General features: G+C 62.5%; 18 protein-coding genes. 13 read left to right on the forward strand and 5 right to left on the reverse strand.

Annotated elements, in window-relative coordinates; all coding sequences use genetic code 11:
* Window positions 1-112: 112 nt before the first annotated feature.
* The 13 genes from IHQ71_RS21950 to glgX all read left to right on the forward strand — a co-directional run bounded on the left by IHQ71_RS21950 (window position 113) and on the right by glgX (window position 19125).
* Window positions 113-1282 carry a VWA domain-containing protein gene (locus IHQ71_RS21950; protein ID WP_258158550.1) on the forward strand — a complete coding sequence of 390 codons (1170 nt, stop codon included), beginning with the start codon at window positions 113-115 and terminating at the stop codon, window positions 1280-1282.
* 226 nt (window positions 1283-1508) lie between these two features.
* Window positions 1509-3974 (forward strand): glycogen/starch/alpha-glucan phosphorylase, encoded by a 2466-nt coding sequence (locus IHQ71_RS21955; RefSeq protein WP_258158551.1) that lies wholly within the window; start codon window positions 1509-1511, stop codon window positions 3972-3974.
* Window positions 3975-4047: 73 nt separating this feature from the next.
* Window positions 4048-6324, forward strand: coding sequence for a 1,4-alpha-glucan branching protein GlgB (glgB, locus tag IHQ71_RS21960; protein ID WP_258158552.1), 2277 nt, complete (start codon window positions 4048-4050; stop codon window positions 6322-6324).
* 34 nt (window positions 6325-6358) lie between these two features.
* On the forward strand, window positions 6359-7621 hold the full coding sequence (gene glgC, locus IHQ71_RS21965; protein WP_258158553.1) for a glucose-1-phosphate adenylyltransferase: 1263 nt from the start codon (window positions 6359-6361) through the stop codon (window positions 7619-7621).
* A gap of 13 nt (window positions 7622-7634) precedes the next feature.
* Window positions 7635-9086, forward strand: a complete 1452-nt coding sequence (gene glgA / locus IHQ71_RS21970) for a glycogen synthase GlgA (protein ID WP_258158554.1) — start codon at window positions 7635-7637, stop codon at window positions 9084-9086.
* On the forward strand, window positions 9083-10714 hold the full coding sequence (locus IHQ71_RS21975; protein ID WP_258158555.1) for an alpha-D-glucose phosphate-specific phosphoglucomutase: 1632 nt from the start codon (window positions 9083-9085) through the stop codon (window positions 10712-10714). The genes glgA and IHQ71_RS21975 overlap by 4 nt, the downstream gene beginning before the upstream one ends.
* Before the next feature lie 96 nt (window positions 10715-10810).
* Window positions 10811-11554 (forward strand): calcium-binding protein, encoded by a 744-nt coding sequence (locus IHQ71_RS21980; RefSeq protein ID WP_258158556.1) that lies wholly within the window; start codon window positions 10811-10813, stop codon window positions 11552-11554.
* Window positions 11555-11563: 9 nt separating this feature from the next.
* Entirely contained in the window at window positions 11564-11992 is a 429-nt protein-coding gene (locus IHQ71_RS21985) for a cyclopropane-fatty-acyl-phospholipid synthase family protein (RefSeq protein ID WP_258158557.1), read from the forward strand.
* Between the two features lie 238 nt (window positions 11993-12230).
* Entirely contained in the window at window positions 12231-12971 is a 741-nt protein-coding gene (locus IHQ71_RS21990; protein WP_258158558.1) for a metallophosphoesterase, read from the forward strand.
* On the forward strand, window positions 12972-14384 hold the full coding sequence (locus IHQ71_RS21995) for a bifunctional serine/threonine-protein kinase/universal stress protein (protein WP_258158559.1): 1413 nt from the start codon (window positions 12972-12974) through the stop codon (window positions 14382-14384).
* A gap of 211 nt (window positions 14385-14595) precedes the next feature.
* Window positions 14596-14994, forward strand: a complete 399-nt coding sequence (locus IHQ71_RS22000; RefSeq protein WP_258158560.1) for a MarR family winged helix-turn-helix transcriptional regulator — start codon at window positions 14596-14598, stop codon at window positions 14992-14994.
* 73 nt (window positions 14995-15067) lie between these two features.
* On the forward strand, window positions 15068-16363 hold the full coding sequence (locus tag IHQ71_RS22005; RefSeq protein ID WP_258158561.1) for an MFS transporter: 1296 nt from the start codon (window positions 15068-15070) through the stop codon (window positions 16361-16363).
* A gap of 818 nt (window positions 16364-17181) precedes the next feature.
* Window positions 17182-19125 carry a glycogen debranching protein GlgX gene (gene glgX / locus IHQ71_RS22010; protein ID WP_258158562.1) on the forward strand — a complete coding sequence of 648 codons (1944 nt, stop codon included), beginning with the start codon at window positions 17182-17184 and terminating at the stop codon, window positions 19123-19125.
* Window positions 19126-19179: 54 nt separating this feature from the next.
* On the opposite strand, the gene IHQ71_RS22015 is transcribed toward glgX, so the two are convergent.
* From IHQ71_RS22015 to IHQ71_RS22035, 5 genes are read right to left on the reverse strand one after another with little or no spacing between them, the layout of a single operon-like run.
* Window positions 19180-19470 carry a type II toxin-antitoxin system RelE/ParE family toxin gene (locus IHQ71_RS22015; protein WP_258158563.1) on the reverse strand — a complete coding sequence of 97 codons (291 nt, stop codon included), beginning with the start codon at window positions 19468-19470 and terminating at the stop codon, window positions 19180-19182.
* On the reverse strand, window positions 19467-19757 hold the full coding sequence (locus IHQ71_RS22020; RefSeq protein WP_258158564.1) for a CopG family ribbon-helix-helix protein: 291 nt from the start codon (window positions 19755-19757) through the stop codon (window positions 19467-19469). The genes IHQ71_RS22015 and IHQ71_RS22020 overlap by 4 nt, the downstream gene beginning before the upstream one ends.
* A gap of 52 nt (window positions 19758-19809) precedes the next feature.
* Window positions 19810-20361 (reverse strand): sarcosine oxidase subunit gamma, encoded by a 552-nt coding sequence (locus IHQ71_RS22025; RefSeq protein ID WP_258158565.1) that lies wholly within the window; start codon window positions 20359-20361, stop codon window positions 19810-19812.
* The gene (locus IHQ71_RS22030) at window positions 20354-23350 is read right to left on the reverse strand and encodes a sarcosine oxidase subunit alpha (protein WP_258158566.1); all 2997 of its coding nucleotides are present in this window, start codon (window positions 23348-23350) and stop codon (window positions 20354-20356) included. The genes IHQ71_RS22025 and IHQ71_RS22030 overlap by 8 nt, the downstream gene beginning before the upstream one ends.
* Window positions 23347-23661, reverse strand: coding sequence for a sarcosine oxidase subunit delta (locus IHQ71_RS22035; protein WP_258158567.1), 315 nt, complete (start codon window positions 23659-23661; stop codon window positions 23347-23349). The genes IHQ71_RS22030 and IHQ71_RS22035 overlap by 4 nt, the downstream gene beginning before the upstream one ends.
* Window positions 23662-23668 lie beyond the last annotated feature (7 nt).

Genomic DNA, 23668 nt, shown 5'->3' on the forward strand with positions numbered 1-23668 from the left:
ATCAAACAATTTCGTTCTACCTTTAGTAAAGTCCTAATACGTCAGTAAACCTGAACAAAATAAATCCCTGTTAACTTTCGCTTCACATCCAACTCGCTGGTGGGGAGCGTCCATGCCTTTCAACTTTTCTTCGCATGTCTTGCGCGATTTCCTGAAAAACAGGAAAGGCAACCTTTCGATCATCGCGGCGATCGTGCTGCCCGTGGGCCTCGCGGCAGCCGGCATGGCGATCGACACGTCGAAGATGATCGCTTCGAAGGCGGCTCTTCAGAACGCGGCGGATGCCGCCGCTCTGGCAGCCGCCTCGGCGCTCGCCAACAAGGATATAACGACCGAGGCGGCCGAAACGCTGGCCACGGATTTCGTCAAGGGCCAGATGGCCAACCACATCGAAGCGCCGAAAGACGCAAACGAGCAGCCGTTCGATTTCTCGAGCTGCACCAATGTCGATGTCACCCAGGAGACCACGGTCGGCACGGCGAAGAAATACACGGTCAAGGTCGATGCCTGCTATGACGTGCAGTATTCGGCGCTCTCGGCCTTCATGGGCCGGAGCAGCGGCCGTGTCAGTGTATCGAGCACCACGCAATCGAGCACGGAGAGCAAGAACGCGCTGTCCATGTATCTGGTCCTCGACCGCTCCGGCTCGATGGCGGAATATACCAACACCGTGTCCGGCAGCTATACCTGCAAATACGGTCGCAAGACCTATACCTGCTACACCTATTACGACAAGATCACCGCGCTGCGCATGGCGGCGACAAATCTCATGAACCAGCTTGCCGCCGCCGATCCGGACAGCACATTGGTCCGCACCGCCGCCGTGTCCTATAACAATGTCATGCAGACGCCTGGCACCCTGAAATGGGGTGTTGCAGCCGCCAAGACGTATATTTCCGGCCTCCAGGCCGATGGCGGCACCGACTCGGGGCTCGCCTTCAAGACGGCGTACAACGCCATCAAGGCGACGACCGAGGACACGGCGCATATGAATACGAACGGCCAGGTCCCGTCGAAATACATCGTCTTCATGACCGACGGCGACAACAACTACACCTCGGCCGATGTCGAAACCAAGAAGTGGTGCGACGCAGCCAAACTGTCCGGCATCGAGGTTTACTCGGTCGCTTTCATGGCTCCGGATCGGGGTCAGGCCTTGCTCAGCTACTGCGCGACGACCTCGGCACACTACTTCGCCGCCGAGAATGCCGAGGACCTCAACGCGGCCTTCGAATATATCGGCGAACGCGCCACCGCGACCAGCACCCGCCTGACGCAGTAACGCGAATAACGAATTTTCAAAAAATCGCCGGCGCACCCTCGCCGGCGGTTTTTCTGTTCGTGGCGCTTGCATCTAAATCGATTAAATGTCTAAATCCCGATGAGGCGGAGCGTGAATCAAATAAACCGTTGCATGCGGTTTTGATCGATGCAAACTTGACCTTGCTGCCGGGTATTTCCACTCCCAGGAAATACTTTCGGCCCAACAGACACGATACGGACAGGCCATGAACCAAACTTCCGCCATCAAGGAAATCCCCGTCCCCAAAGCTCGCAAATCCGATCCTACACAACTGGCGGCGGACATCGTCGAACGCCTGATCTACCGCATCGGCAAGGATGCCAAGGTTGCCAAGCCGCATGACTGGCTGACCGCCGCGATACTCGTCATCCGCGACCGCATCATCGACCAGTGGATGGAATCGACCCGCAGGACCTATGAGAGCGGCGGAAAACGCGTCTATTACCTCTCGCTGGAATTCCTGATCGGACGGTTGACCCGCGACGCCGTCTCCAATCTCGGCCTGATGGAAGAACTGCGCGAAGCGCTGAAGACGCTCGGCGTCGATCTCGATGTCGTGGCGGGCCTTGAGCCCGATGCCGCGCTCGGCAACGGTGGTCTCGGCCGTCTCGCCGCCTGCTTCATGGAATCCATGGCCACGGTGGATATCCCGGCCTATGGCTACGGCATCCGCTATGTCCATGGCCTGTTCCGGCAGCAGATCGCCGAGGGCTGGCAGGTCGAACTGCCCGAGACGTGGCTGGCACATGGTAACCCTTGGGAATTCGAGCGCCGCGAAAGCGCCTATGAAGTCGGCTTCGGCGGTGCGGTCGATTCCGTTCTCGCCCCCGATGGCGAAGCCCGCTACGTCTGGAAACCCGCTGAACGCGTCATCGCCGTTGCCTACGACACGCCGATCGTCGGCTGGCGTGCCCATCGCGTCAACACGCTCCGTCTCTGGACCGCCCAGCCGATCGACCCGATCCTGCTCGACGCCTTCAATGCCGGTGACCATATCGGCGCGCTGAAGGAGAGCAACAAGGCCGAATCCCTCGCCCGCGTCCTATACCCCGCCGATGCGACAGCCGCCGGCCAGGAATTGCGGCTGCGGCAGGAGTTCTTTTTCTCCTCGGCCTCGCTGCAGGATATTCTCCGCCGTCACCTCCAGCAGTACAACACGCTGGAAAACCTGCCTGACAAGGTGGCGATCCAGCTCAACGACACCCATCCGGCCGTCTCCGTATCCGAACTGATGCGCCTGCTCTGCGACGTGCATGGCTTCGATTTCGAGACCGCGTTCGAGATGACCCGGAAGACCATTTCCTACACCAACCACACGCTGCTGCCCGAGGCGCTCGAAACCTGGCCCGTGCCGCTCTTCGAACGCCTGCTGCCGCGCCACATGCAGATCATCTACGGCATCAATGCCCAGGTCCTGATCGATGCGCGCAAGCAGAAGAACTTCAGCGACGCCCAGATCCGCTCGATCTCGCTGATCGACGAAGCCGGCGGCCGCCGGGTGCGCATGGGCAACCTCGCCTTTATCGGCTCGCATTCGATCAACGGCGTCTCGGCGCTGCATACCGAACTGATGAAGGTCACGGTCTTCGCCGACCTGCACAAACTCTATCCGGACCGGATCAACAACAAGACCAACGGCATCACACCGCGCCGCTGGCTCATGCAGTGCAATCAACCTCTGACCAACCTGATCCGCGAGGCGATCGGCGACAGGTTCCTCGACGACACCGATCAGCTCAAGGCGCTCGACGCCTTCGCCGACGATACCGGTTTCCAGAAGAAGTTCGCGGCCGTCAAGCGCGAGAACAAGGTCAAGCTCGCCCAGCTCATCCAGAGCCGCATGGGCCTCAAGCTCGATCCGTCGGCGATGTTCGACATCCAGGTCAAGCGCATCCACGAATACAAGCGCCAGCTTCTCAACATCATCGAGGCGGTCTCACTCTACGACCAGATGCGCTCCCATCCCGAACGCGACTGGGTGCCGCGCGTGAAAATCTTCGCCGGCAAGGCGGCGCCGAGCTACCACAATGCCAAATTGATCATCAAGCTCGCCAACGATGTCGCCAAGGTGATTAATTCCGATCCCGCCGTCCGCGGCCTGCTCAAGGTCGTCTTCGTGCCGAACTACAATGTCTCGCTCGCCGAGGTATTGGTCCCGGCCGCCGACCTTTCGGAACAGATTTCCACCGCCGGCATGGAAGCATCCGGCACCGGCAACATGAAATTCGCGCTCAATGGCGCGCTCACCATCGGCACGCTCGACGGTGCCAATGTCGAGATGCTGGAAAATGTCGGCGCCGAGAATATCAAGATCTTCGGCATGACCACGGACGAAGTCGGCAAGGCGCGCGCCGAGGGCCACAATCCCCGGGCGATCATCGAAGCCTCGCGCGAACTGCAACAGGCGCTTCACGCCATCGGCACCGGCGTCTTCTCGCCCGACGATCCCGGCCGTTTCACGAGCCTCGTCGACGGACTTTATCAGCACGACTGGTTCATGGTCGCGGGCGATTTCGATGCCTATGCCCAGGCCCAGCGCGAAATCGACCAGATCTGGATGGACGAACAAAGCTGGTTCTCCAAGGCGGTCCGCAACACCGCCCGCATGGGCTGGTTCTCGTCGGATCGCACGATCCGCCAATATGCGAAGGAAATCTGGAAAGCGGGCTGAACGCGGGAGGCGCCAGACGCGTTGAGCAAGGAATATCCACGCACTTAGAAAAACCGGGACGGGAGGGGATGCGATGGACAAGCCGGCAAGCAAGACGAAGGGGAAAGTTGAGGAACCGGTCGAGACGGTGACGACAGAACCTGACAAGAAGGCGAAGAAGCCGAAAGAGGTCAAGGATTTCCGCATCTTCAACGAAGAGATCGCGGCAATCGTCGAAGGCGTGCACGCCAATCCATTTTCCGTCCTCGGCATCCACGAATTCGGCAAGGAGTTCGTCGCCCGCACCTTCATCCCCGGCGCCGAGGAGGTCGTGGCCTGTGCGCTCTCTGGCGAAGAAGTCGGAAACCTGCCCCGCCGTCACGATGCCGGTTTCTTCGAGGGCGCCGTCAGCGTCAGGAAGCGCCAGCCGCTCAAATACAAGGCGAGGAACGCCGCCGGCAGCTGGGAACTCGTCGATCCCTATTCCTTCGGCCCCGTGCTTGGCCCCATGGACGACTATTACCTCCGCGAGGGCTCGCATCTCCGGATGTTCGACAAGATGGGCGCCCATCCGATCCATCACGAAGGCGCCGATGGCTTCCATTTCGCGGTCTGGGCGCCGAACGCGGCGCGCGTCTCCGTCGTCGGCGGCTTCAACAACTGGGACGGCCGCCGCCACGTCATGCGGCTCAGGGCCGATACCGGCGTCTGGGAAATCTTCCTGCCCGGTATCGGTGGCGGCGAGACCTACAAATACGAAATCCTCTCCCGCGACGGCACGCTGCAACCACTGAAGGCGGACCCCTTCGCCCGCCGCTCGGAACTCCGTCCGAAGACCGCGTCAATGACGACGCCGGAGATCGAGCAAGTCTGGGAAGACAAAGCCCATCGCGATTCCTGGTGCAAGACCGATGCCCGCCGCGTGCCGATCTCCACCTACGAGGTCCATGCGGCCTCGTGGATGCGCGGCGAGGGCAACGAGATGCTGTCCTGGGATGAACTCGGCGAACGCCTCATCCCTTACGTCGTCGAAATGGGTTTCACCCATGTCGAATTCATGCCGATCACCGAATATCCCTATGACCCATCCTGGGGCTACCAGACCACGGGGCTGTTTTCGCCCAGTGCGCGCTTCGGCGAGCCCGAAGGCTTCTCGCGTTTCGTCAACGGCGCCCACAAGGCGGGCATCTCGATCATCCTCGATTGGGTGCCGGCGCATTTCCCGACCGACCAGCACGGCCTGCGCCGTTTCGACGGCACATCGCTCTATGAACATGCCGATCCGCGCCAGGGCTTCCACCCCGACTGGAACACCGCGATCTACAATTTCGGCCGCGGCGAGGTCAAAAGCTTCATCATCAATTCCGCCCTCTACTGGGCGGAGAAGTTCCACGCCGACGGCATCCGCGTCGATGCCGTCGCCTCGATGCTCTACCTCGATTATTCCCGCAAGGAAGGCGAGTGGGTGCCGAACAAATATGGCGGCCGCGAAAACCTCGAGGCGGTCGAGTTCCTGCAGGATATGAACCGCCATCTCTATGGCTCGCATCCCGGCATCATGACCATCGCCGAGGAATCCACCTCCTGGCCCAAGGTCTCCGCGCCCGTCCATGACGGCGGCCTTGGCTTCGGCTTCAAGTGGAACATGGGCTTCATGCACGACACGCTGACCTATCTGGCGCGCGAGCCCATCCACCGCAAGCATCACCACCATGAGCTGACCTTCGGCCTGCTCTATGCCTTTTCGGAGAATTTCGTCCTGCCGCTCAGCCATGACGAAGTGGTGCACGGCAAAGGCTCGCTGATATCAAAGATGGCCGGCGACGACTGGCAGAAATTCGCCAATCTCCGCGCCTATTACGGCTTCATGTGGGGCTATCCCGGCAAGAAGCTCTTGTTCATGGGCCAGGAATTCGCCCAGTGGAACGAGTGGTCGGAAGCGAAATCGCTCGACTGGCACCTGCTCGATTTCCCAAACCATGCCGGCATGAAGAAGCTGGTCAAGGACCTCAACCATCTCTACCGCGACAAGCCCGCGCTACATGCCAGGGATTGCGAGGGTGAGGGCTTCGAATGGTCGATCGCCGACGACCACGAGAACTCGGTCTATGCCTGGATCCGCAAGGCGCCGGGCGAAAGACCGGTTGCGGTCATCTCGAATTTCACACCCGTCTACCGCGATAACTACTCGGTGCCTTTGCCCGCCGAGGGTAAATGGCGCGAGATCATGAACACGGATGCGCATCACTATGGAGGCTCGGGCAAGGGCAATGCCGGGGAAGTGACCGCGCGCCGCGAAGACAGCGGCCGCATCTCGGCCGTCTGCGTGCTGCCGCCGCTTGGCACCATCTGGCTCGAGCTCGCGGATTGATAGGTAACCAGAGTATCTAGAGGGAGGACAAACCATGACTGAAAAGAGAATCCAGCCGCTGGCCCGCGATGCGATGGCCTATGTTCTCGCCGGCGGACGTGGCAGCCGCCTCAAGGAACTGACGGATCGCCGCGCCAAGCCCGCGGTTTATTTCGGCGGCAAGACGCGCATCATCGATTTCGCGCTGTCCAATGCGCTGAACTCCGGCATTCGCCGCATCGGCGTCGCCACGCAGTACAAGGCGCATTCGTTGATCCGTCACCTGCAGCGCGGCTGGGACTTCTTCCGCCCCGAGCGTAACGAGAGCTTCGATATCCTGCCCGCCTCCCAGCGCGTTTCCGAGACCCAATGGTATGAAGGCACCGCCGACGCGGTCTACCAGAACATCGACATCATCGAGCCCTATAACCCGCAATACATGGTCATCCTGGCCGGCGACCACATCTACAAGATGGACTACGAGCTGATGCTCCGCCAGCATGTCAATTCCGGCGCCGACGTCACCATCGGCTGCCTGGAAGTGCCGCGCATGGAAGCCGTGGGCTTCGGCGTCATGCATGTCGACAAGACCGACACGATTATCGATTTCGTGGAAAAGCCCGCCGATCCGCCCGGCATTCCCGGCAACGAGTCGATGGCGCTCGCTTCCATGGGCATCTACGTCTTTCACACCAAGTTCCTGCTCGACCTGCTCCGGGCCGATGCCGCCGATCCCAATTCGTCGAAGGACTTCGGCAAGGACCTGATCCCGCATATCGTCAAGAACGGCAAGGCCGTCGCCCACCGCTTCAACGAGAGCTGCGTCCGCGCAGAAATAGAAACCCAGGCCTATTGGCGCGACGTCGGAACCGTCGATGCCTATTGGCAGGCCAATATCGACCTCACCGACATCGTGCCGGAACTCGATCTCTACGACAGCGAATGGCCGATCTGGACCTATTCCGAACTCACGCCACCGGCCAAGTTCGTCCATGACGAAGAAAAACGCCGCGGCTCTGCCGTCTCCTCGCTCGTCTCGGGCAATTGCATTGTCTCGGGTGCCGCGCTCAATCGCACGCTGCTCTTCACCGGCTGCCGGGTGAACTCGTACTCCGCGCTCGACCATGCCGTGGTCCTGCCCGAGGTCACCGTCCAGCGCCATGCCCGGCTGAAGAATGTTGTCGTCGATCGCGGCGTCATCATTCCCGAAGGCTTGATCGTCGGCGAGGATCCCGAACTCGATGCCAAGCGCTTCCGCCGGACCGAAAGCGGCATATGCCTGATCACCCAGACCATGATCGACAAACTGGGCATGTGAGGCCCGCGCCACGATGAAAGTTCTCTCCGTCGCCTCGGAAGTCTTCCCGCTGATCAAGACCGGCGGTCTTGCGGATGTCGCGGGCGCGCTGCCAATCGCGCTCGCGCCGCTGGGCATCGACATGCGCACCCTGCTGCCGGGCTATACCAGCGTGCTTGCCAAGCTCGGCACCACGCGCATCGTCTGCGAGATCCCCGATCTCTTGGGCCAGCCCGCGACGCTGCTCTTCGCCGAGCATGCCGGGCTTCCGCTCTACGTCATCGATTGCCCGGAGTTCTATGACCGGGACGGCGGACCCTATGTCGATACCGATGGCAAGGACTATATCGACAACTGGCAGCGCTTCGCGGCGCTGTCGCGTGTTGCCTCCGATCTCGCCAACGGCATCGATCCGGATTGGGCGCCGGATATCGTGCATGGCCATGACTGGCAGGCGGGGCTCGCCCCGGTCTATCTCAAATATTCAGAGGTCGGCCCACACACGCCTTCGGTGCTCACCATCCACAACATCGCCTTCCAGGGCCAGTTCTCCGCCCAGATCTTCCCCGCACTCGACCTGCCGCTCGCGGCCTATACGGTGGACGGCGTCGAGTATTACAGCAATATCGGCTATCTCAAGGGCGGCTTGCGCACCGCCTGGGCATTGACCACCGTCAGCCCGACCTATGCCGAGGAAATTCTCGAGCCGCAGTTCGGCATGGGCCTTGAAGGCCTGATCGGCGAGCGCGTCGCAGACCTCGTCGGCATCGTCAATGGCATCGACGACGATGTCTGGAACCCCGAGACCGACAAGCATATCGCAGCCACATATAACGGCGTCAGCCTCAAGCGCCGGCGGGAAAACCGGCTTGCACTGATCCATCGCTTCGGCCTGATCGCCAATGACGGCCCGATCTTCTGCGTCGTCTCCCGCCTCACCTGGCAGAAGGGCATCGATCTCATCATCGAAGCCGCCGACGAGATCGTCGCGCATGGCGGCAAGCTGGCGGTCCTCGGTTCGGGCGATCCGGTGCTCGAGGAAGGCATGCTGGCGGCAGCCGCCCGCCATCCCGGCAGCATCGGCGTGGTCTTCGGCTATGACGAGCCGCTGTCGCATCTCATGCAGGCCGGTTCCGACGTGATCCTCATTCCGTCGCGCTTCGAGCCCTGCGGATTGACCCAGCTCTACGGGCTGCGCTACGGTTGCGTACCCGTCGTCGGCAAGACCGGCGGCCTCGCCGATACGATCATCGATGCCAATGGCGCGGCACTCACCGCCAAGGTCGCCACCGGCATCCAGTTCTCGCCGATTGACCGGCACGGCCTTTCGCAGGCGCTCCGCCGCACCTTCCGGCTGTTCGAGGACGACGCGGCCTGGAACGCGCTGCAGAAGGCGGCTATGAAATCCGACGTTTCCTGGCAGACCAGCGCCAGCCAATATGCCAACCTCTACAAGACGCTTATAAACAGGGTTGCCGTTCCATGATCAAAACCGTCTCGACCACCCCCTATTCCGACCAGAAGCCCGGTACATCGGGCTTGCGCAAGAAGGTGCCGCATTTCCAGCAGACGAATTATGCCGAGAACTTCATCCAATCGATCTTCGATTCGCTCGAAGGCTTTGTCGGCCAGACCCTGGTGATCGGCGGCGACGGCCGCTACTACAACCGCGAAGTCATCCAGATCGCCATCAGGATGGCCGCCGCCAACGGCTTCGGCAAGGTCATGGTCGGACGAGGCGGCATTCTGTCGACGCCGGCCGCCTCCAATCTCATCCGCAAATACCGCGCCTTCGGCGGCATCATCCTCTCGGCCTCGCACAATCCCGGCGGCCCGACCGAGGATTTCGGCATCAAGTACAATGCCTCCAACGGCGGCCCGGCGCCGGAAAAGATCACCGATGCGATCTTCGAGCGCTCCAAGATCATCGACAAATACCTGATCTCTGACGCCGATGACATCGATCTCGACTTACCCGGCAGCAAGCAGGTCGAGGATATGGAAGTCGCCATCGTCGACCCGGTCGAGGATTACGCGGCGCTGATGGAGACCCTCTTCGACTTTCCTGCGATCAAGGCCAAGATCGAAGGCGGCTTCCGCGTCGTCTTCGATGCGATGAGCGCCGTGACCGGCCCCTATGCCAAGGAAATCCTCGAAAACCGCCTCGGGGCACCCAAGGGCTCCGTCCTCAACTTCATCCCGCTGCCGGATTTCGGCGGCCACCATCCCGACCCCAACCTCGTCCACGCCAAGGAACTCTACGACCTGATGATGTCAGGCGACACGGCACCCGATTTCGGCGCCGCCTCCGATGGTGACGGCGACCGCAACCTGATCATCGGCAAGGGCATCTTCGTCACCCCGTCCGACAGTGTCGCGATGCTCGCCGCCAATGCTCATCTGGCGCCCGGCTATGCGCAGGGCCTTGCCGGCATCGCCCGTTCCATGCCGACCTCGGGCGCCGCCGACCGCGTCGCCGAAAAACTCGGTATCAGCATCTACGAGACCCCCACCGGCTGGAAATTCTTCGGCAACCTGCTCGACGAAGGCATGGCGACGATCTGCGGCGAAGAAAGCGCCGGCACCGGCTCCAACCACGTCCGCGAGAAGGACGGGCTCTGGGCGGTCCTGCTCTGGCTCAACATTCTCGCCGTTCGCAACGAGAGCACCAAGGACATCGTCACCAAGCATTGGGCCGCCTTCGGCCGCAACTACTATTCCCGCCACGACTACGAGGAGGTCGCCACCGACGCCGCCAATGGCCTGGTCGACAATCTCCGCGCCCAACTCGCCACCCTGCCCGGCAAGAGCTTCGGCGACCTCAAGGTCCGTGAAGCCGACGACTTTGCCTATCACGACCCGGTCGATGGCTCGATCTCCAGGAACCAGGGCATCCGCATCCTCTTCGAAGGCGGCTCCCGCGTCGTCTTCCGCCTCTCCGGCACCGGCACATCAGGCGCCACGCTCCGCGTCTATATCGAGCGCTACGAACCCGACGCCTCCCGTCATGACATGGACACGCAGGAAGCCCTCGCCGACCTCATCGCGGTAGCGGAGCAGATCGCCGGCATCAAATCCCGCACAGGCCGGGACAAGCCTAGCGTGATTACCTGAGCGGGATTTTTATCCCTGCTTCGCCGGGCCACGGCCGGAATCCCATTCCGGCCCGCCCAAAAGTCCGGCGGCGGCACGCCGAAAGGGCTTTGACGCATGGTGAAACTGGTTCACGCCTATGGCCTGCAGGATGCCCTGCTGTCGTCCCTTTACGACGAAACCGACGTTAGCCTCACGACCCATTCCGGCAAGAGAGCCGTGCTGGAATTCGCCAATGGCTACGAGATCGACCTAGTTGGCGAGCGCATGGCCTATGAAGGCCTCGCGATCACCAGCGGCAAACTCGATACAATCGTCCTCCGCGACCCGCAGGGCAATACCATAGCCTCCGCGACCGATCTCAAGGGTTTCTCCGCGTTTTCCATATACGACGTCATCGCCAATCAGGCCGATGTCGATCTCCTGCCGTTTCTCTTCAAGGGCGACGACTTCATCTTCGGCTCGGCCGGCAACGACATGCTGCACGGCTACGGCGGAAACGACGATATCAAGGGTAACAACGGCGACGACCAAATCAGGGGCGGTGGGGGAGCGGATCTGCTCAACGGCGGTCGCGGCCTCGACACGTTCGACGGCGGAGTGGGCGCCGACACCCTTGTTGGCGGCGGCGGCGCGGATACATTCGTCGGCAGCGCATCCATGGGTCACGATGTCGTCAAGGACTTCAACTGGCAAGGCGCCGGCCACGACTGGATCGAGAATGCATCCGGCGTCGAGGCGACCTGGGCGAAGGACGGTGACGATATCCTGATCCACTTCGGCGCCGACGACACGATGCGGCTTCTGAACGTGAAGGCATGGCAGTTCTCCGACGATTTCATCGTCGGCGAAATCGTCTGACGACGGGCCATGGCGGCGACAGTTATCTCTCCCCGCCTTCTCGCCATCGTCGATGCCCTGCCGCTTCGGCCTGGCATCCGCGTACTGGAAATCGGCTGCGGCCCAGGCGCCATGGCCCGCGAGATCGCGGCCCGCATCGGCAACGGCCACGTCCTGGCGATCGACCGTTCGGCCAAGGCCATCGCGCTGGCGATCGCCGGTTCTGACGCCGAAATCTCCCCCGGCACACTCGAATTCCGCAAGAGCACCGCCGAGACTTTTACGCTCAGGCCCGGCGAACAACCCTACGACCTCGCTGTCGCCGTCCGCGTTGGCGCGCTCGACGGCCGCCATCCCGAAGCCGGCATCCTCGCCCGTGCCGCAATCAAGGCCGCGCTGGTGCCCGGCGGGAAGCTGTTCATCGACGGCGGCGATCCGGTGCGGGAAGTCGTTCTTTAAGGTTAGAAAAACCCCGCCCCAACCCCTCCCGACAAGGGGGAGGGCTTACATCGCCCCGCCTCCTTATTTCCCATCACCGTTTCCACTCGTTGCGCCGTCTCCCAACAGACGGCGCAACGCGTTAAGCCCCTCCCCCTTGTGGGAGGGTTGGGGCGGGCTCTTGAACCAATTCTCATCCCTCCGTCCAATAGCCCTCATCCCCCACCGATGCTAAACCTCAATCCGGAGGAGAACCACCGTGCGCATCGCCATCCTGTCCGACATCCACGCCAATCAGGAGGCCCTCACCGCCTGCCTCGCCGCCATCGAAGCCGCGCATGCCGATCGCCTCGTCATCCTTGGTGACATTGTCGGCTATGGCGCCGATCCCGTCTGGTGCCTCGACAAGACACGTGAACTGCTCGCTACCGGCGCCATCGTCCTGCGCGGCAATCATGACGACGCCGTCGCGAAATCCACCCAGTCGATGAACCTCTATGCGCGGCTGGCGATCGAATGGACCCGCAACCAGCTCTCCGCCGAGGACCGCACTTTCTTGGGCAGCCTGCCCATGCAGGTCGCCGAGGATGACCGCCTCTATGTCCATGCCAGCGCCAATGCCCCGGAAGCCTGGCACTATATGCTCGATGCCGACGATGCTCGCGGCCATTTCCTGCACTGCGATGCCGCCGTCAGCTTTTGCGGCCATACCCACCAGCCGGCACTGTTTTCGGCCTCGCCGGCCGGCAAGATCACGACATTCACGCCGGGCGCCGCCGAGCCGATCCCCCTTGGCCCCCAGCGTCAATGGCTCGCCGTGATGGGATCGGTCGGCCAGCCCCGCGACGGCAATCCGGCCGCCGCCTTTGCGCTCTACGACACCGAAACCCGCACCCTCCGTTTCCAGCGCACCGCCTACGACATCGAGGCCGCCGCGCGAAAAATCCTCGCCGCCGGCCTGCCCGAAGCGCTCGCCGAACGCCTCTTCGCGGGGCACTGAATGGCGAAATCCGCACTCACCAAGGGCGACATCATCGACGGCTTCGTCATCGGCGACCTCGTCCACAATGGCGGCATGGCGCGTCTGTGGAGCGTTAGCAAGGCTGACATCGATATGCCGCTCCTGATGAAAGTGCCCCGCATCGGAGAGGGCGACGACCCCGCGGCAATCGTCAGCTTCGAGATGGAGCAGATGATCCTGCCCAAGCTCTCAGGCCAGCACGTTCCCCAGTTCGTCGCCAATGGCGATTTCGCCATCCAGCCCTATATCGTCATGGAGCGCATATCAGGCCCGTCGCTCTACCCCTGGCTCGAAGCGCTACCCCGCACCGACGAGGAGGTCGCGACCCTTGGCGCCAAGATCGCCGATGCGCTTGATGCGATCCACCGCCAGAGCGTCGTCCATCTCGATCTCAATCCCTCCAATATCGTCTTCCGCGACACCGGCGAAGCGGTACTGATCGATTATGGCCTCGCCTGCCACATCCACATGCCCGACCTGATGGCCGAGGAATTCCACCTGCCCTATGGCACTGCGCCCTACTTGGCGCCCGAGCAGGTGATCGGCCGCCGCACCGATTTCCGCTCCGATCTCTTCGCGCTCGGCGTCGTGATGTATTTCTTCGCCACGGGCGAGCAGCCCTTCGGCGATCCGGAAAGCTTGCGTGGATTGCGCAGGCGGCTCTGGCGCGATCCCTGGCCGCCGCGCGCGCTCAGGCCTGAAATCTCGCCCGCCCTGCAGGAAGTCATCCTCCGCTGTCTCGAGGTCAAACCCGACCGGCGCTACCAGACCGCGGCCCAGATCGCCAACGATCTCCGCGACCTCTCCCGGGTCAAACTCACCGCCCGCGCCGAAAAGCTCAGGCGCGATCCGTGGACAGAAGTCATCCGCCGCCGCTTCAATCCCGAACCGCTCGGCCTCCACAAGCCCACCGTCGTCGCCGGCCAATATGCAGATGCGCCCATCGTGCTCGTCGCCATCGACCTCGACAATGCCACGCCGGAACGCCACGCCATGCTGCGGCTGACCACCCAGCGCATCATCGAAAAATCGCCGCAGGCCCGCATCGCTTGCCTCAACATCCAGCGCATCAACCGCATCAATCTCGACACGTCACTGGATGACGCCGGCCACAACAAGCACGTCGCCCGCCTCGTCCAGCTCAAGGGCTGGGCGCAACCTATAAAAGCACCGGAAGGCGCCATCACCTACCACGTCATCGAAGCCGTCAGCCCGGCATCCGCCATCCTCGATTTCGCCCGCGCCAACAAGGTCGACCACATCGTCATGGGTGCGCGCGATACATCGGCACTGCGCTCGCTGATCGGTAGCGTTGCGGGCGAAGTCGCGGCCGAGGCGCCGTGTACGGTGACTGTGGTGCGGAGGCGGTATTCGGTTGCGGCAAGCGAGTAGGCGCCACCCATCGGTTCGGTTCCCACTTCTCCCCCTGGGGAGAAGATGCCCGAACGGCAGATGAGGGGTTCTCTCGAGACAAATTCCGCGCGTCGCGCAACCCCTCATCCGGCGCTTCGCGCCACCTTCTCCCCAAAGGGAGAAGTGGGAGCAAGCCACCCCAAAAAACCCCTCTTGCCAAATCCATCATATGCGGGTATATACCCGCAGCATGTCAAACGCCTGTTACTGCATCGTCCTGCGCAAGGCCTCGCGCCGCATCTCCGCCGTCTATGACGAGGCGTTGGCGCCGCATGGCATCAACATCGCCCAGTTCTCGGCGATGCGCAACATCATCCGCCACGAACCCATCTCGCTCACCGATCTCGCCGACAAGCTCGATCTCGATCGCTCGACGGTCGGCCGCAACATGAAGGTGCTGGAGCGCTTGGGCATCGTCGCCACCGCCACCGGCGCCGACCAGCGCGAAGCGGCGCTGTCGCTCACGGCTGAGGGCAAGGCACTGCTCGTGAAGACCGAGCCCATCTGGCATGATGTCCAGGTCCAGATCGAGGACCGCCTCGGCCCCGAACATTCCCGGCAATTGAGCGAACTGCTCGAAGCCATCTGATTTTTTGACTTCAATGCGGGTATATACCCGCAAATTTCAACAGCCGCGACGCGGCGAGCATGAGGTAACTGACATGATTTCCACACGGCTTGCCGCCACGCTCGACCGCCGCCGCATCCATTACGGCTGGGTCGTCGCGGCCACCACCTTCCTCACCATGCTGGCAACCGCCGGCGCCATGGGTTCGGCCGGCGTCATGATCGAGCCGCTGCGCACCGAGTTCGGCTGGTCGACCGCCGAGATCTCGTCGGCCATGGCGATCCGCCTCGTGCTCTTCGGGCTGCTTGGCCCTTTCGCCGCCGCCTTCATGAACACGTTCGGCATCCGCCAGGTGGTCTCGACCGCGCTGGTCATGATCGGCGGCGGCATCGTCGCCTCGCTGTTCATGACCGAGCTCTGGCAATTGATGGCTCTATGGGGCGTGGTGCTCGGCGTCGGCACCGGCATGACGGCGCTGGTGCTCGGCGCCACCGTCGCCACCCGCTGGTTCTCCGCCCGTCGCGGCTTGGTCATCGGCCTGATGACCGCGAGCAACGCCACCGGCCAGCTGGTCTTCCTGCCGCTGCTCGCCAGCCTCACCGAAGTCTATGGCTGGCGCACCGCGCTCACCTTCGTCACGGTTGTCATCGTTGCGGCCATGCTGCTCGTCCTGCTGCTGATGCGCGACTACCCCGCCGATGTCGGCCTGCCCGCCTATGGCGACAACAACGTCACGCCGCCCCCGGCCCGCAACACATCCTTCGCGCAACTGGCGCTCTCGCCGCTCGCAGCCCTCCGCGATGCCTCGAAGACCGCGACCTTCTGGGTCCTGTTCGGCACCTTCTTCGTCTGCGGCCTCTCCACCAATGGCCTGATCCAGACCCACTGGATTTCCATCTGTGGCGATTTCGGCATCGCGCCGGTCAGCGCCGCCGGCACGCTCGCGGTGATCGGCATCTTCGATTTCATCGGCACGGTCTTCGCCGGCTGGCTGTCGGATCGCTATGACAATCGCTGGCTGCTGTTCTGGTTCTATGGCCTGCGCGGCCTGTCGCTGGTCTATCTGTCGCTGTCCGGCTTCTCGGTCGTCGAACTTTCGGTCTTCGCCGTCTTCTACGGCCTCGATTGGGTCGCGACCGTGCCGCCGACCGTCAAGCTCGCCGCCGAACGCTTCGGCCGCGAACGTGCGGGTCTGGTCTTCGGCTGGGTCTTCGCCGGCCACCAGCTGGGTGCGGGCACCGCAGCCCTCGGCGCCGGCATGCTCCGCACCGACACGCTGACCTACATGCCCGCCCTCTACATCGCCGGCATCGCTTGTGTCGTTGCAGCGATGTCGGTGCTGTTCCTCACCAAGCCTAAGACTGCCACGCCGGCACCCCAGGCTGCTTAAGTCTAAGAAAGACCCCGCCCCAACCCCTCCCCACAAGGGGGAGGGGCTTAACCCGGCGCACCCTCTTCGCTTGAACCGAACCGCTTCAACATGCATCGACGTTGCTTTGGGCAGCAGGAGTACTCCGGGTTGGCCCCTCCCCCTGGTGGGGAGGGGTTCGGGGCGGGGTCTTCCTTGAACCAGAGCCGGTGCTATCGGTGTATTTTCTTTCAAACCAAATCAATCGTTTACGTCACAACATAGGAAAATAATCCTCATCCATCTTCCCAAATCCCCAACTCCATGCCATGATCCCTCCCGTTCCGTATCGGCTACACCCTGGGGCGCCAGGGCGAGGCGGGACCGGTGACCTTCATGGAGAAGCGACGTAAGTCTCCATGCAGGGCGTCCGCGAGAAGGGCCAGTCCTCTGGGGACGGCGGCCGAAAGGCTGAGTTTCGCCCCGGACGTGCGCTGTAGCGCACACATATCCGCCTCCAGTCCTCGACAAGGATGGAGATACGGGGGCAGTGCTGGCGAGTTCGGGGATGGAGACACCGTTTGACGGGGCACGGCAACGTGTCTTAACGGCCGCGAAAGCGGCCTATTACCTCGGCACGGAGACGTGCCCCGGCCGATCCTTCATGCGAAGTGCAGGGGATCGGGAACATGCATGGTCATGCCACGGGGTGGAATAGCTCGCGTGAACGGAGAGGTGTGTGTTGATAGGAAGTCGAGATAGCGCCACCCACCTGTCACAAACTATTCGCTTCCCTCTCACCGCGATTTCATTAACATTCTACCCACCCAAGCCTTTGACCAGTCCGCGAGTACCCGTCCATGCCCAAACCCGGCGTAGCCATCACACCGCAAGGTGTGGATTTCACGATCTTCTCCCGCAACGCCAGCAAGGTCGAACTCTGCCTTTTCGCCGATCGCGGCGGTCATGAAATCTGCCGCCTCCCGATGGACCGCCAGGACGACCATACCTGGCGGATCAACGTGAAGGGCGCCCATGCCGGCATGCATTACGGCTATCGGGCGCACGGCATCTACGCGCCCGAGCATGGCCAATGGTACGATCCGTCGAAACTGCTGGTCGATCCCTATGCGGTGGTCCTCGATCGACCCTTCACCTATTCGCCCGATCTCTCGACCTACGGCACCGAGACCGAGGACCTGGTACCCAAATCGGTCATCACGACGCTCGAACCGATCGCCCATCAGCCGGCGCGTTTTCAGGAAGGCGGCCTGGTCTACGAGGTCAATGTCCGCGCGCTCACCATGCGTCATCCGGCAATCCCCGAGGCCGAACGCGGCACGATCAAGGCGCTCGCCCATCCCGCCATCATCGCCCATCTCAAGCGCATCGGCGTGACTGCGGTCGAGTTGATGCCGATTACTGCCTGGATCGACGAGCGCCACCTGCCGCCGCTCGGGCTCCGTAACAGCTGGGGCTACAACCCGATCGCCATGATGGCTCTCGAGCCGCGCCTTTGCCCCGGCGGCATCACTGAACTGGCCGAGACGGTCGCCGCACTTCATGCCGAGAATATCGGCGTCATCCTCGATCTCGTCTTCAACCACACCGGCGAAAGTGACCAGCTCGGAGCGACCGTCTCGATGCGTGGCCTCGACAGCCTTACCTACTACCGCGCGCCGGAGGGCCATCCCGGCCTGCTGGTCAACGACACCGGCACCGGCAATACGCTCGCCTGCGACAACCCCGTTGTTCGCGAACTGGTGCTCGATACGCTTCGCCATTTCGCGACCTTCGCCGGAATCGACGGCTTCCGCTTCGATCTCGCCCCGATCATGGGCCGCGATATCCGTGGCTTCTCGGCGAATGCGCAACTCATCACCGACATGATCGAGGACCCGGTTCTCGCCGATCGCATCCTGATCGCCGAACCCTGGGACATCGGTTATGGCGGCTACCAGCTCGGCAATTTCCCCGATCGTTTCCTCGAATGGAACGACTGGGCGCGCGACACGCTGCGGATGTTCTGGCGCGGCGATGGCCGCAAGATCGGCGACCTCGCCACCGTGCTGGCCGGTTCGTCGCAGATCTTCCAGAAGAATGGATCGACCCGCACCCGCACGGTCAATTTCGTCGCGGCACACGATGGTTTCACGCTCCGGGACCTCGTCTCCTTCGAGCACAAGCACAACGATCTCAACGGCGAACATAATCGCGACGGCCATAACGAGAATTATTCCTGGAACAATGGTGTCGAGGGCGAGTCGGAAGATCTCGTCACGCAGAAGCGCCGCTTCGCCGATGTGAAGGCGCTGCTCGCAACGCTGTTTGCCACGCGCGGCACCGTCATGCTGATGGCCGGCGACGAATTCGGCCGCACCCAGCAGGGCAACAACAACGCCTATGCGCAGGACAACGAACTGACCTGGCTCGACTGGCCGCATGCCGATGAAGACCTGATCGCCCATGTCGCGGCACTGTCAGCCATCCGCAACCGCTTCGCGGTGTTTTCCGAGACCCATTTCTTCGGCGAAGGCGACGAGGTGACATGGCTCAGCCCACGCGGCGAGCCAATGGAAATCCCCGATTGGGAAGACACGTCCAACGGCTTCCTGGCAATGCTTCTTGGCACCACCGACCGCGAGAACGGCGCGCCCTGCCGCCTCGCCATTGCCTTCAACCGCACCGAGGAATCCCGCCGCTTCGCGCTTCCGGGTGGCGCCAAGAAGTGGAAGACCCTGCTCGGCAGCGGCCTGACGGTAGATGGGAGGTCGGTGGCGGTTTTTCTCGGGTCGGGGGATTGAGCGCAAATGGCCATGCCTGATTTCTCGGGCCACTACATAAGTGTATCCAATTCGTCAGAACTGGAAACCGGATGGATCGCGGCGATTGTCCCAGACTCGCAGAACCTCAATCCGGTCTTCCTTCACAAGATAGACGAATCTGAATGGCGTGCGCAAAATTGGAAATGCCCTTGCTTCAGAGTCGGCATCGAGCGACTTACCAATGAACGGATTTTCCCGAATGAGCCGTTCCACAGCCCGACGCTGGAGAAGAGCGTGCTTCTCACCTTCCGGAAAGATATCCGAATAGTACGCCCTGAACCAAACAAGATCGGGCAGCGCGCTTGGGAGGTAGATGACCCTCATTTGCGCGACGGATCAAGGAAGACATCCGGTTCGGGCATGGGCAACTCATTGTCGGTGCCCCAAGATTCCATCCACCTGTCTACCGCTTCGGATGATACAAAGACCCCCTTGTCTGCTTCCTCGATCGCGGCCTTTACGGCGGCGTGCATCGAATCTCTAGAGTCCAGAAATGCCTCGATCGCCTTGGTCGCGACATATGACGCAGAACGGTCCTCACTCTCGGCGACGGCATCAAGCCGTTCCTTGAGGTCTGGCGACAATCTCAGTGAAAATGGGCTGTTAGCCACGAGCGCCTCCTGTGCTACATCTCACTACAATGTAGCACAGCGTAACGAATTCTCAAAGCGCCGCGTCCGCAGCCCCTTCCGCCAGCATGCCGAAGCAATAATCCGCGAACGAGCGCCAGCACTCGACACGATATGTGTCCTCGCTTTCGCGATGGAGCACGATCTCCATCTTGCCGAACACCGTGCGGCTGCAGGCGCCGACCGGAAAGCTCGCTTCGGTCAGGTCGTGCGGGCAGGCCGAATTCACAGCTACCTTGGCGCCCGGTCCCGAGACCATGATCGCGATATTGCGATGGGAAATATCGACCGCCGCATGAAAGACGTTCGCCTTCGCGGCGAGCGCCACGAAATCGGTGCTTTCCGGGCCGATCAGCAGCCACTCCTCCGGCCCGAGCCAGAGCGCGGTGATACCGCTGCCCGTCGCCGAGGCCTTCGGCTTGGTCGGCAGGGACACGCCGAGCGCCGACGAGAGCGCGGCGACCGCATCGGGATAGGCGCGCAGCGAGGCGCGGGCCGCGTTCGGCGCGGTGGTCAGGCTGACGGCGGAGGAGCCGCCGTGGAAGCCGGCAAGCGCGGAGCGGCGCATGGTTTCAAGCTCAGACATTGATCCGGCCTCCTTCCTTGTCATAGAACACGGCGTCACAGACCTCGACCGGGATCACGCGATCGGCCATCGGCACGTAGAGCGTCTGGCCCATCTTCGACCGGCCGCCGGCGACCAGCGCCATGGCGATCGAATGGCCGCAATTCTCCGACCAGTACGAAGACGTGACATGGCCGAGCATCTTCATCGGCACCGGCTGGTTGGGATCGGCGACCACCTGCGCCCCCTCCTCCAGCACTTCCTTCGGATCCTTGGTGCGCAAGCCCACAAGCTGCTTGCGGCCCTCGGCCACGAGGTCCGGCCGCTTGAGGCCACGGATGCCGACGAAATCGGCTTTCTTCTTGCCAACGGCCCAGCCGAGGCCGGCATCGTCGGGCGTCACGGTGCCATCGGTGTCCTGGCCGACGATGATGTAGCCCTTCTCGGCGCGCAGGATATGCATCGCCTCGGTGCCATAGGCGCAGGCGCCGAGCGGTTCGGCGCGTGCCCAGATCGCTTCCCACACGGCATGGCCGTAATCGGCCGGGACATTCACTTCGAAGCCGAGCTCGCCGGCAAAGGTCATGCGGAAGAGACGCGTCGGAACGCCTGCGATCTTGCCTTCGACCACGCTCATATGCGGGAAGGCCTCGTTCGACATGTCGATACCCTCGAGCAGCGGCTCGATGATCTCGCGCGCCTTCGGACCCTGCACCGCGATGACCGCCCACTGTTCGGTGGTCGAGGTGAGAAACACCTTGAGGTCAGGGAACTCGGTCTGCAGATAGTCTTCCATATGCTGCATGACGCGCGGCGCGCCGCCCGTCGTGGTCGTCACATGGAAGCGATCCTCGGCAAGCCGTCCGACGACGCCGTCGTCATAGACGAAGCCGTCCTCGCGCAGCATAATGCCGTAGCGGCAACGACCCGGCTTCAGCGTATCCCAGCTATTGGTGTACATGATGTTCATGAACTTGGCGGCGTCGGGGCCGACGACCTCGATCTTGCCGAGCGTCGACGCATCGAAGACGCCCGCCACGGTGCGAACCGTCTTGCATTCGCGATCGACCGCCTGGTGCATGCTCTCGCCGGCCTTCGGATAGAACCAGGCGCGCTTCCAGATGCCGACGTCTTCGAAGACGGCGCCGTGGTCCTCTTCCCATTTGTGCATCGGCGTCTTGCGCGCCGGGTCGAACAGCGGACCGCGCGCATGGTTGACGATCGCGCCGAAGGTCACCGGCGTATAAGGCGCGCGGAACGTGGTGAGGCCCACTTCAGGAATCGGCTTGCCGAGCGCTTCGGCGGCGATGGCGAGACCATGGATATTGGACGTCTTGCCCTGATCGGTGGCCATGCCGTTGGTGGTGTAGCGCTTGATGTGCTCGATCGAATGCATGCCTTCGCGCACCGCGAGGCGGATATCCTTGGCGCAGACATCGTGCTGGAAATCGACGAAGGCCTTTGCGGAGGAATTCTCGGGCCCAGCACCATCGGCCGCACCGGTCATGCCGCCGGTCCAGTCGAAGGCCTGGGTCGCGTTGATCGAGAGGCTCGAGGAGCCGCTCGCACCGGTCGCCTGCGCCATCAACTGGCCGGCGCCCAGCGCTTCCTCGATCGAGGCTTCCAGCGAATTGGTGCCGTTGCAGGCGCCAACCGACAGACAATCCTGCGCATAAGTGCCCGGCACGAAGCGCTGGAGCTCGGCATCGAAGGCGACCTTGCCGCGCGACTGCGAGAAGAGGTGCACCGACGGCGTCCAGCCCGACGACACCAGCAGCGCATCGACATTGATCTTTTCGCCGCTCCGCATGCCGCAACGCGCAACGGTCATCGAGGAAACGCGCAGCTTGCCGCCGGTCTTCAGCACGGAGGAACCCGCCTGGACATTAATGCCGAGTTCGCGGGCCTTGGCCAGCACTGCCTCGCCCGGCTTGTCTCTGATATCGACGATCACAGGAATCTGTACCCCGGCGGACTTGAGGTCGAAGGCGGCTTCATAGGCCGAGTCGTGCGAGGTATAGACGCCGACCTTGGCACCCACCGCGACGCCGAAATGATTGAGATAGGTGCGCGCGGCGGAGGCGAGCATGACGCCCGGCCGATCGTTGCCGTCGAACACCATGTGGCGCTCGATGGCGCCGGTCGCCAGGATCACCCGCTTGGCGCGGACCTGCCACATTCGTTCGCGCGGCAGCGACCTGTCGGGGCTGGCGAGATGTTCGGAAACCCGCTCGACCAGGCCGATGAAATTCTGCGCGTAATAGCCGAACACCGTCGTGCGGGTCAGCACCGTGACATTCGGCATGGCGGCGAGCTTCGCCGTCATCGCCTGCGCCCAGGCAAAGCCTTCCTGTCCGTCGATGGTCACGCCAGTGTCGAAATGCAGCGAGCCACCGAATGCGGCGCGTTCATCCGCGATGATGACGCTGGCGCCGGTTTCGGCCGCAGCAAGCGCCGCAGCGATGCCCGCTGCACCACCGCCCGCCACCAGCACGTCGCAATGGGCAAAGCGATTGGAATAGTGATCCGGGTCGGCCTCCTTCGGTGCCACGCCGAGACCGGCGGCATTGCGAATGAAGGGTTCATAGATCGCCTTCCAGGCAGCTTTCGGCCACATGAAGGTCTTGTAGTAGAAGCCGGCCGCGAAAAAGGGCGACAGAAGATTGTTGAAGCCACTGACATCGAAGGCGAGCGACGGCCAGCGGTTCTGCGACTTCACGGTCAGTCCGTCATAGACTTCCTGCATCGTGCCGCGCACGTTCGGCGTCGCCCTGCCGGCGTCGCGCGAAATGTCGAACAGCGCGTTGGGTTCTTCCGGACCTGCGGTGAGGATACCGCGCGCCCGGTGATACTTGAACGAACGCCCAGCGAGATGGATGCCGTTGGCGAGCAGCGCCGAAGCGACGCTATCGCCTTCCAGCGCATTGAGCACGCGGCCGTCGAAGGTGAAGCGCGCGGTCTTGGCGGGCGTCAGGCGGCCCTTGCCCGATATACGGTTGGCTGCACTCATTTTACGCCTCCTGCCATGCGCGCGTCGATCGTCGCCTGGTCGGGCTTCGGCTCATCCTGCCGGTATGTCATCACGAACTTGTCGGTGACGGTATGACGGACCGCGCGGAAGAACTTGCCGCAACCGGAGACATGCCGCCAGCGCTCGAAGACGAGGCCCTTGGGATTGTCGCGCAGGAAGAAATAGTTCTCGAACTCTTCGTCCGAGATCTCGGTGATGTTTTCCGGGCGCAGGATATGCGCCTCGTCACCGTTGCGGAATTCGAGTTCCGCACGGTCTTCCTGACAATAGGGGCAGTGGATAAGCAGCATGATGGAT

The organism is Rhizobium sp. TH2, from assembly GCF_024707525.1.
Taxonomy (GTDB): domain Bacteria; phylum Pseudomonadota; class Alphaproteobacteria; order Rhizobiales; family Rhizobiaceae; genus Rhizobium_E.

Excerpts from the sequence above, each read along its gene's own strand:
- IHQ71_RS22030 (WP_258158566.1), bottom strand. The coding sequence starts at position 23,350 with ATGAGTGCAGCCAACCGTATATCGGGCAAGGGCCGCCTGACGCCCGCC.
- IHQ71_RS21975 (WP_258158555.1), top strand. The coding sequence starts at position 9,083 with ATGATCAAAACCGTCTCGACCACCCCCTATTCCGACCAGAAGCCCGGT.
- IHQ71_RS22015 (WP_258158563.1), bottom strand. The coding sequence starts at position 19,470 with ATGAGGGTCATCTACCTCCCAAGCGCGCTGCCCGATCTTGTTTGGTTC.
- IHQ71_RS21985 (WP_258158557.1), top strand. The coding sequence starts at position 11,564 with ATGGCGGCGACAGTTATCTCTCCCCGCCTTCTCGCCATCGTCGATGCC.
- IHQ71_RS21955 (WP_258158551.1), top strand. The coding sequence starts at position 1,509 with ATGAACCAAACTTCCGCCATCAAGGAAATCCCCGTCCCCAAAGCTCGC.
- glgA (WP_258158554.1), top strand. The coding sequence starts at position 7,635 with ATGAAAGTTCTCTCCGTCGCCTCGGAAGTCTTCCCGCTGATCAAGACC.
- glgC (WP_258158553.1), top strand. The coding sequence starts at position 6,359 with ATGACTGAAAAGAGAATCCAGCCGCTGGCCCGCGATGCGATGGCCTAT.
- IHQ71_RS22000 (WP_258158560.1), top strand. The coding sequence starts at position 14,596 with ATGTCAAACGCCTGTTACTGCATCGTCCTGCGCAAGGCCTCGCGCCGC.
- glgX (WP_258158562.1), top strand. The coding sequence starts at position 17,182 with ATGCCCAAACCCGGCGTAGCCATCACACCGCAAGGTGTGGATTTCACG.
- IHQ71_RS22005 (WP_258158561.1), top strand. The coding sequence starts at position 15,068 with ATGATTTCCACACGGCTTGCCGCCACGCTCGACCGCCGCCGCATCCAT.
- IHQ71_RS21995 (WP_258158559.1), top strand. The coding sequence starts at position 12,972 with ATGGCGAAATCCGCACTCACCAAGGGCGACATCATCGACGGCTTCGTC.
- IHQ71_RS21950 (WP_258158550.1), top strand. The coding sequence starts at position 113 with ATGCCTTTCAACTTTTCTTCGCATGTCTTGCGCGATTTCCTGAAAAAC.
- IHQ71_RS21980 (WP_258158556.1), top strand. The coding sequence starts at position 10,811 with ATGGTGAAACTGGTTCACGCCTATGGCCTGCAGGATGCCCTGCTGTCG.
- glgB (WP_258158552.1), top strand. The coding sequence starts at position 4,048 with ATGGACAAGCCGGCAAGCAAGACGAAGGGGAAAGTTGAGGAACCGGTC.
- IHQ71_RS22025 (WP_258158565.1), bottom strand. The coding sequence starts at position 20,361 with ATGTCTGAGCTTGAAACCATGCGCCGCTCCGCGCTTGCCGGCTTCCAC.
- IHQ71_RS22035 (WP_258158567.1), bottom strand. The coding sequence starts at position 23,661 with ATGCTGCTTATCCACTGCCCCTATTGTCAGGAAGACCGTGCGGAACTC.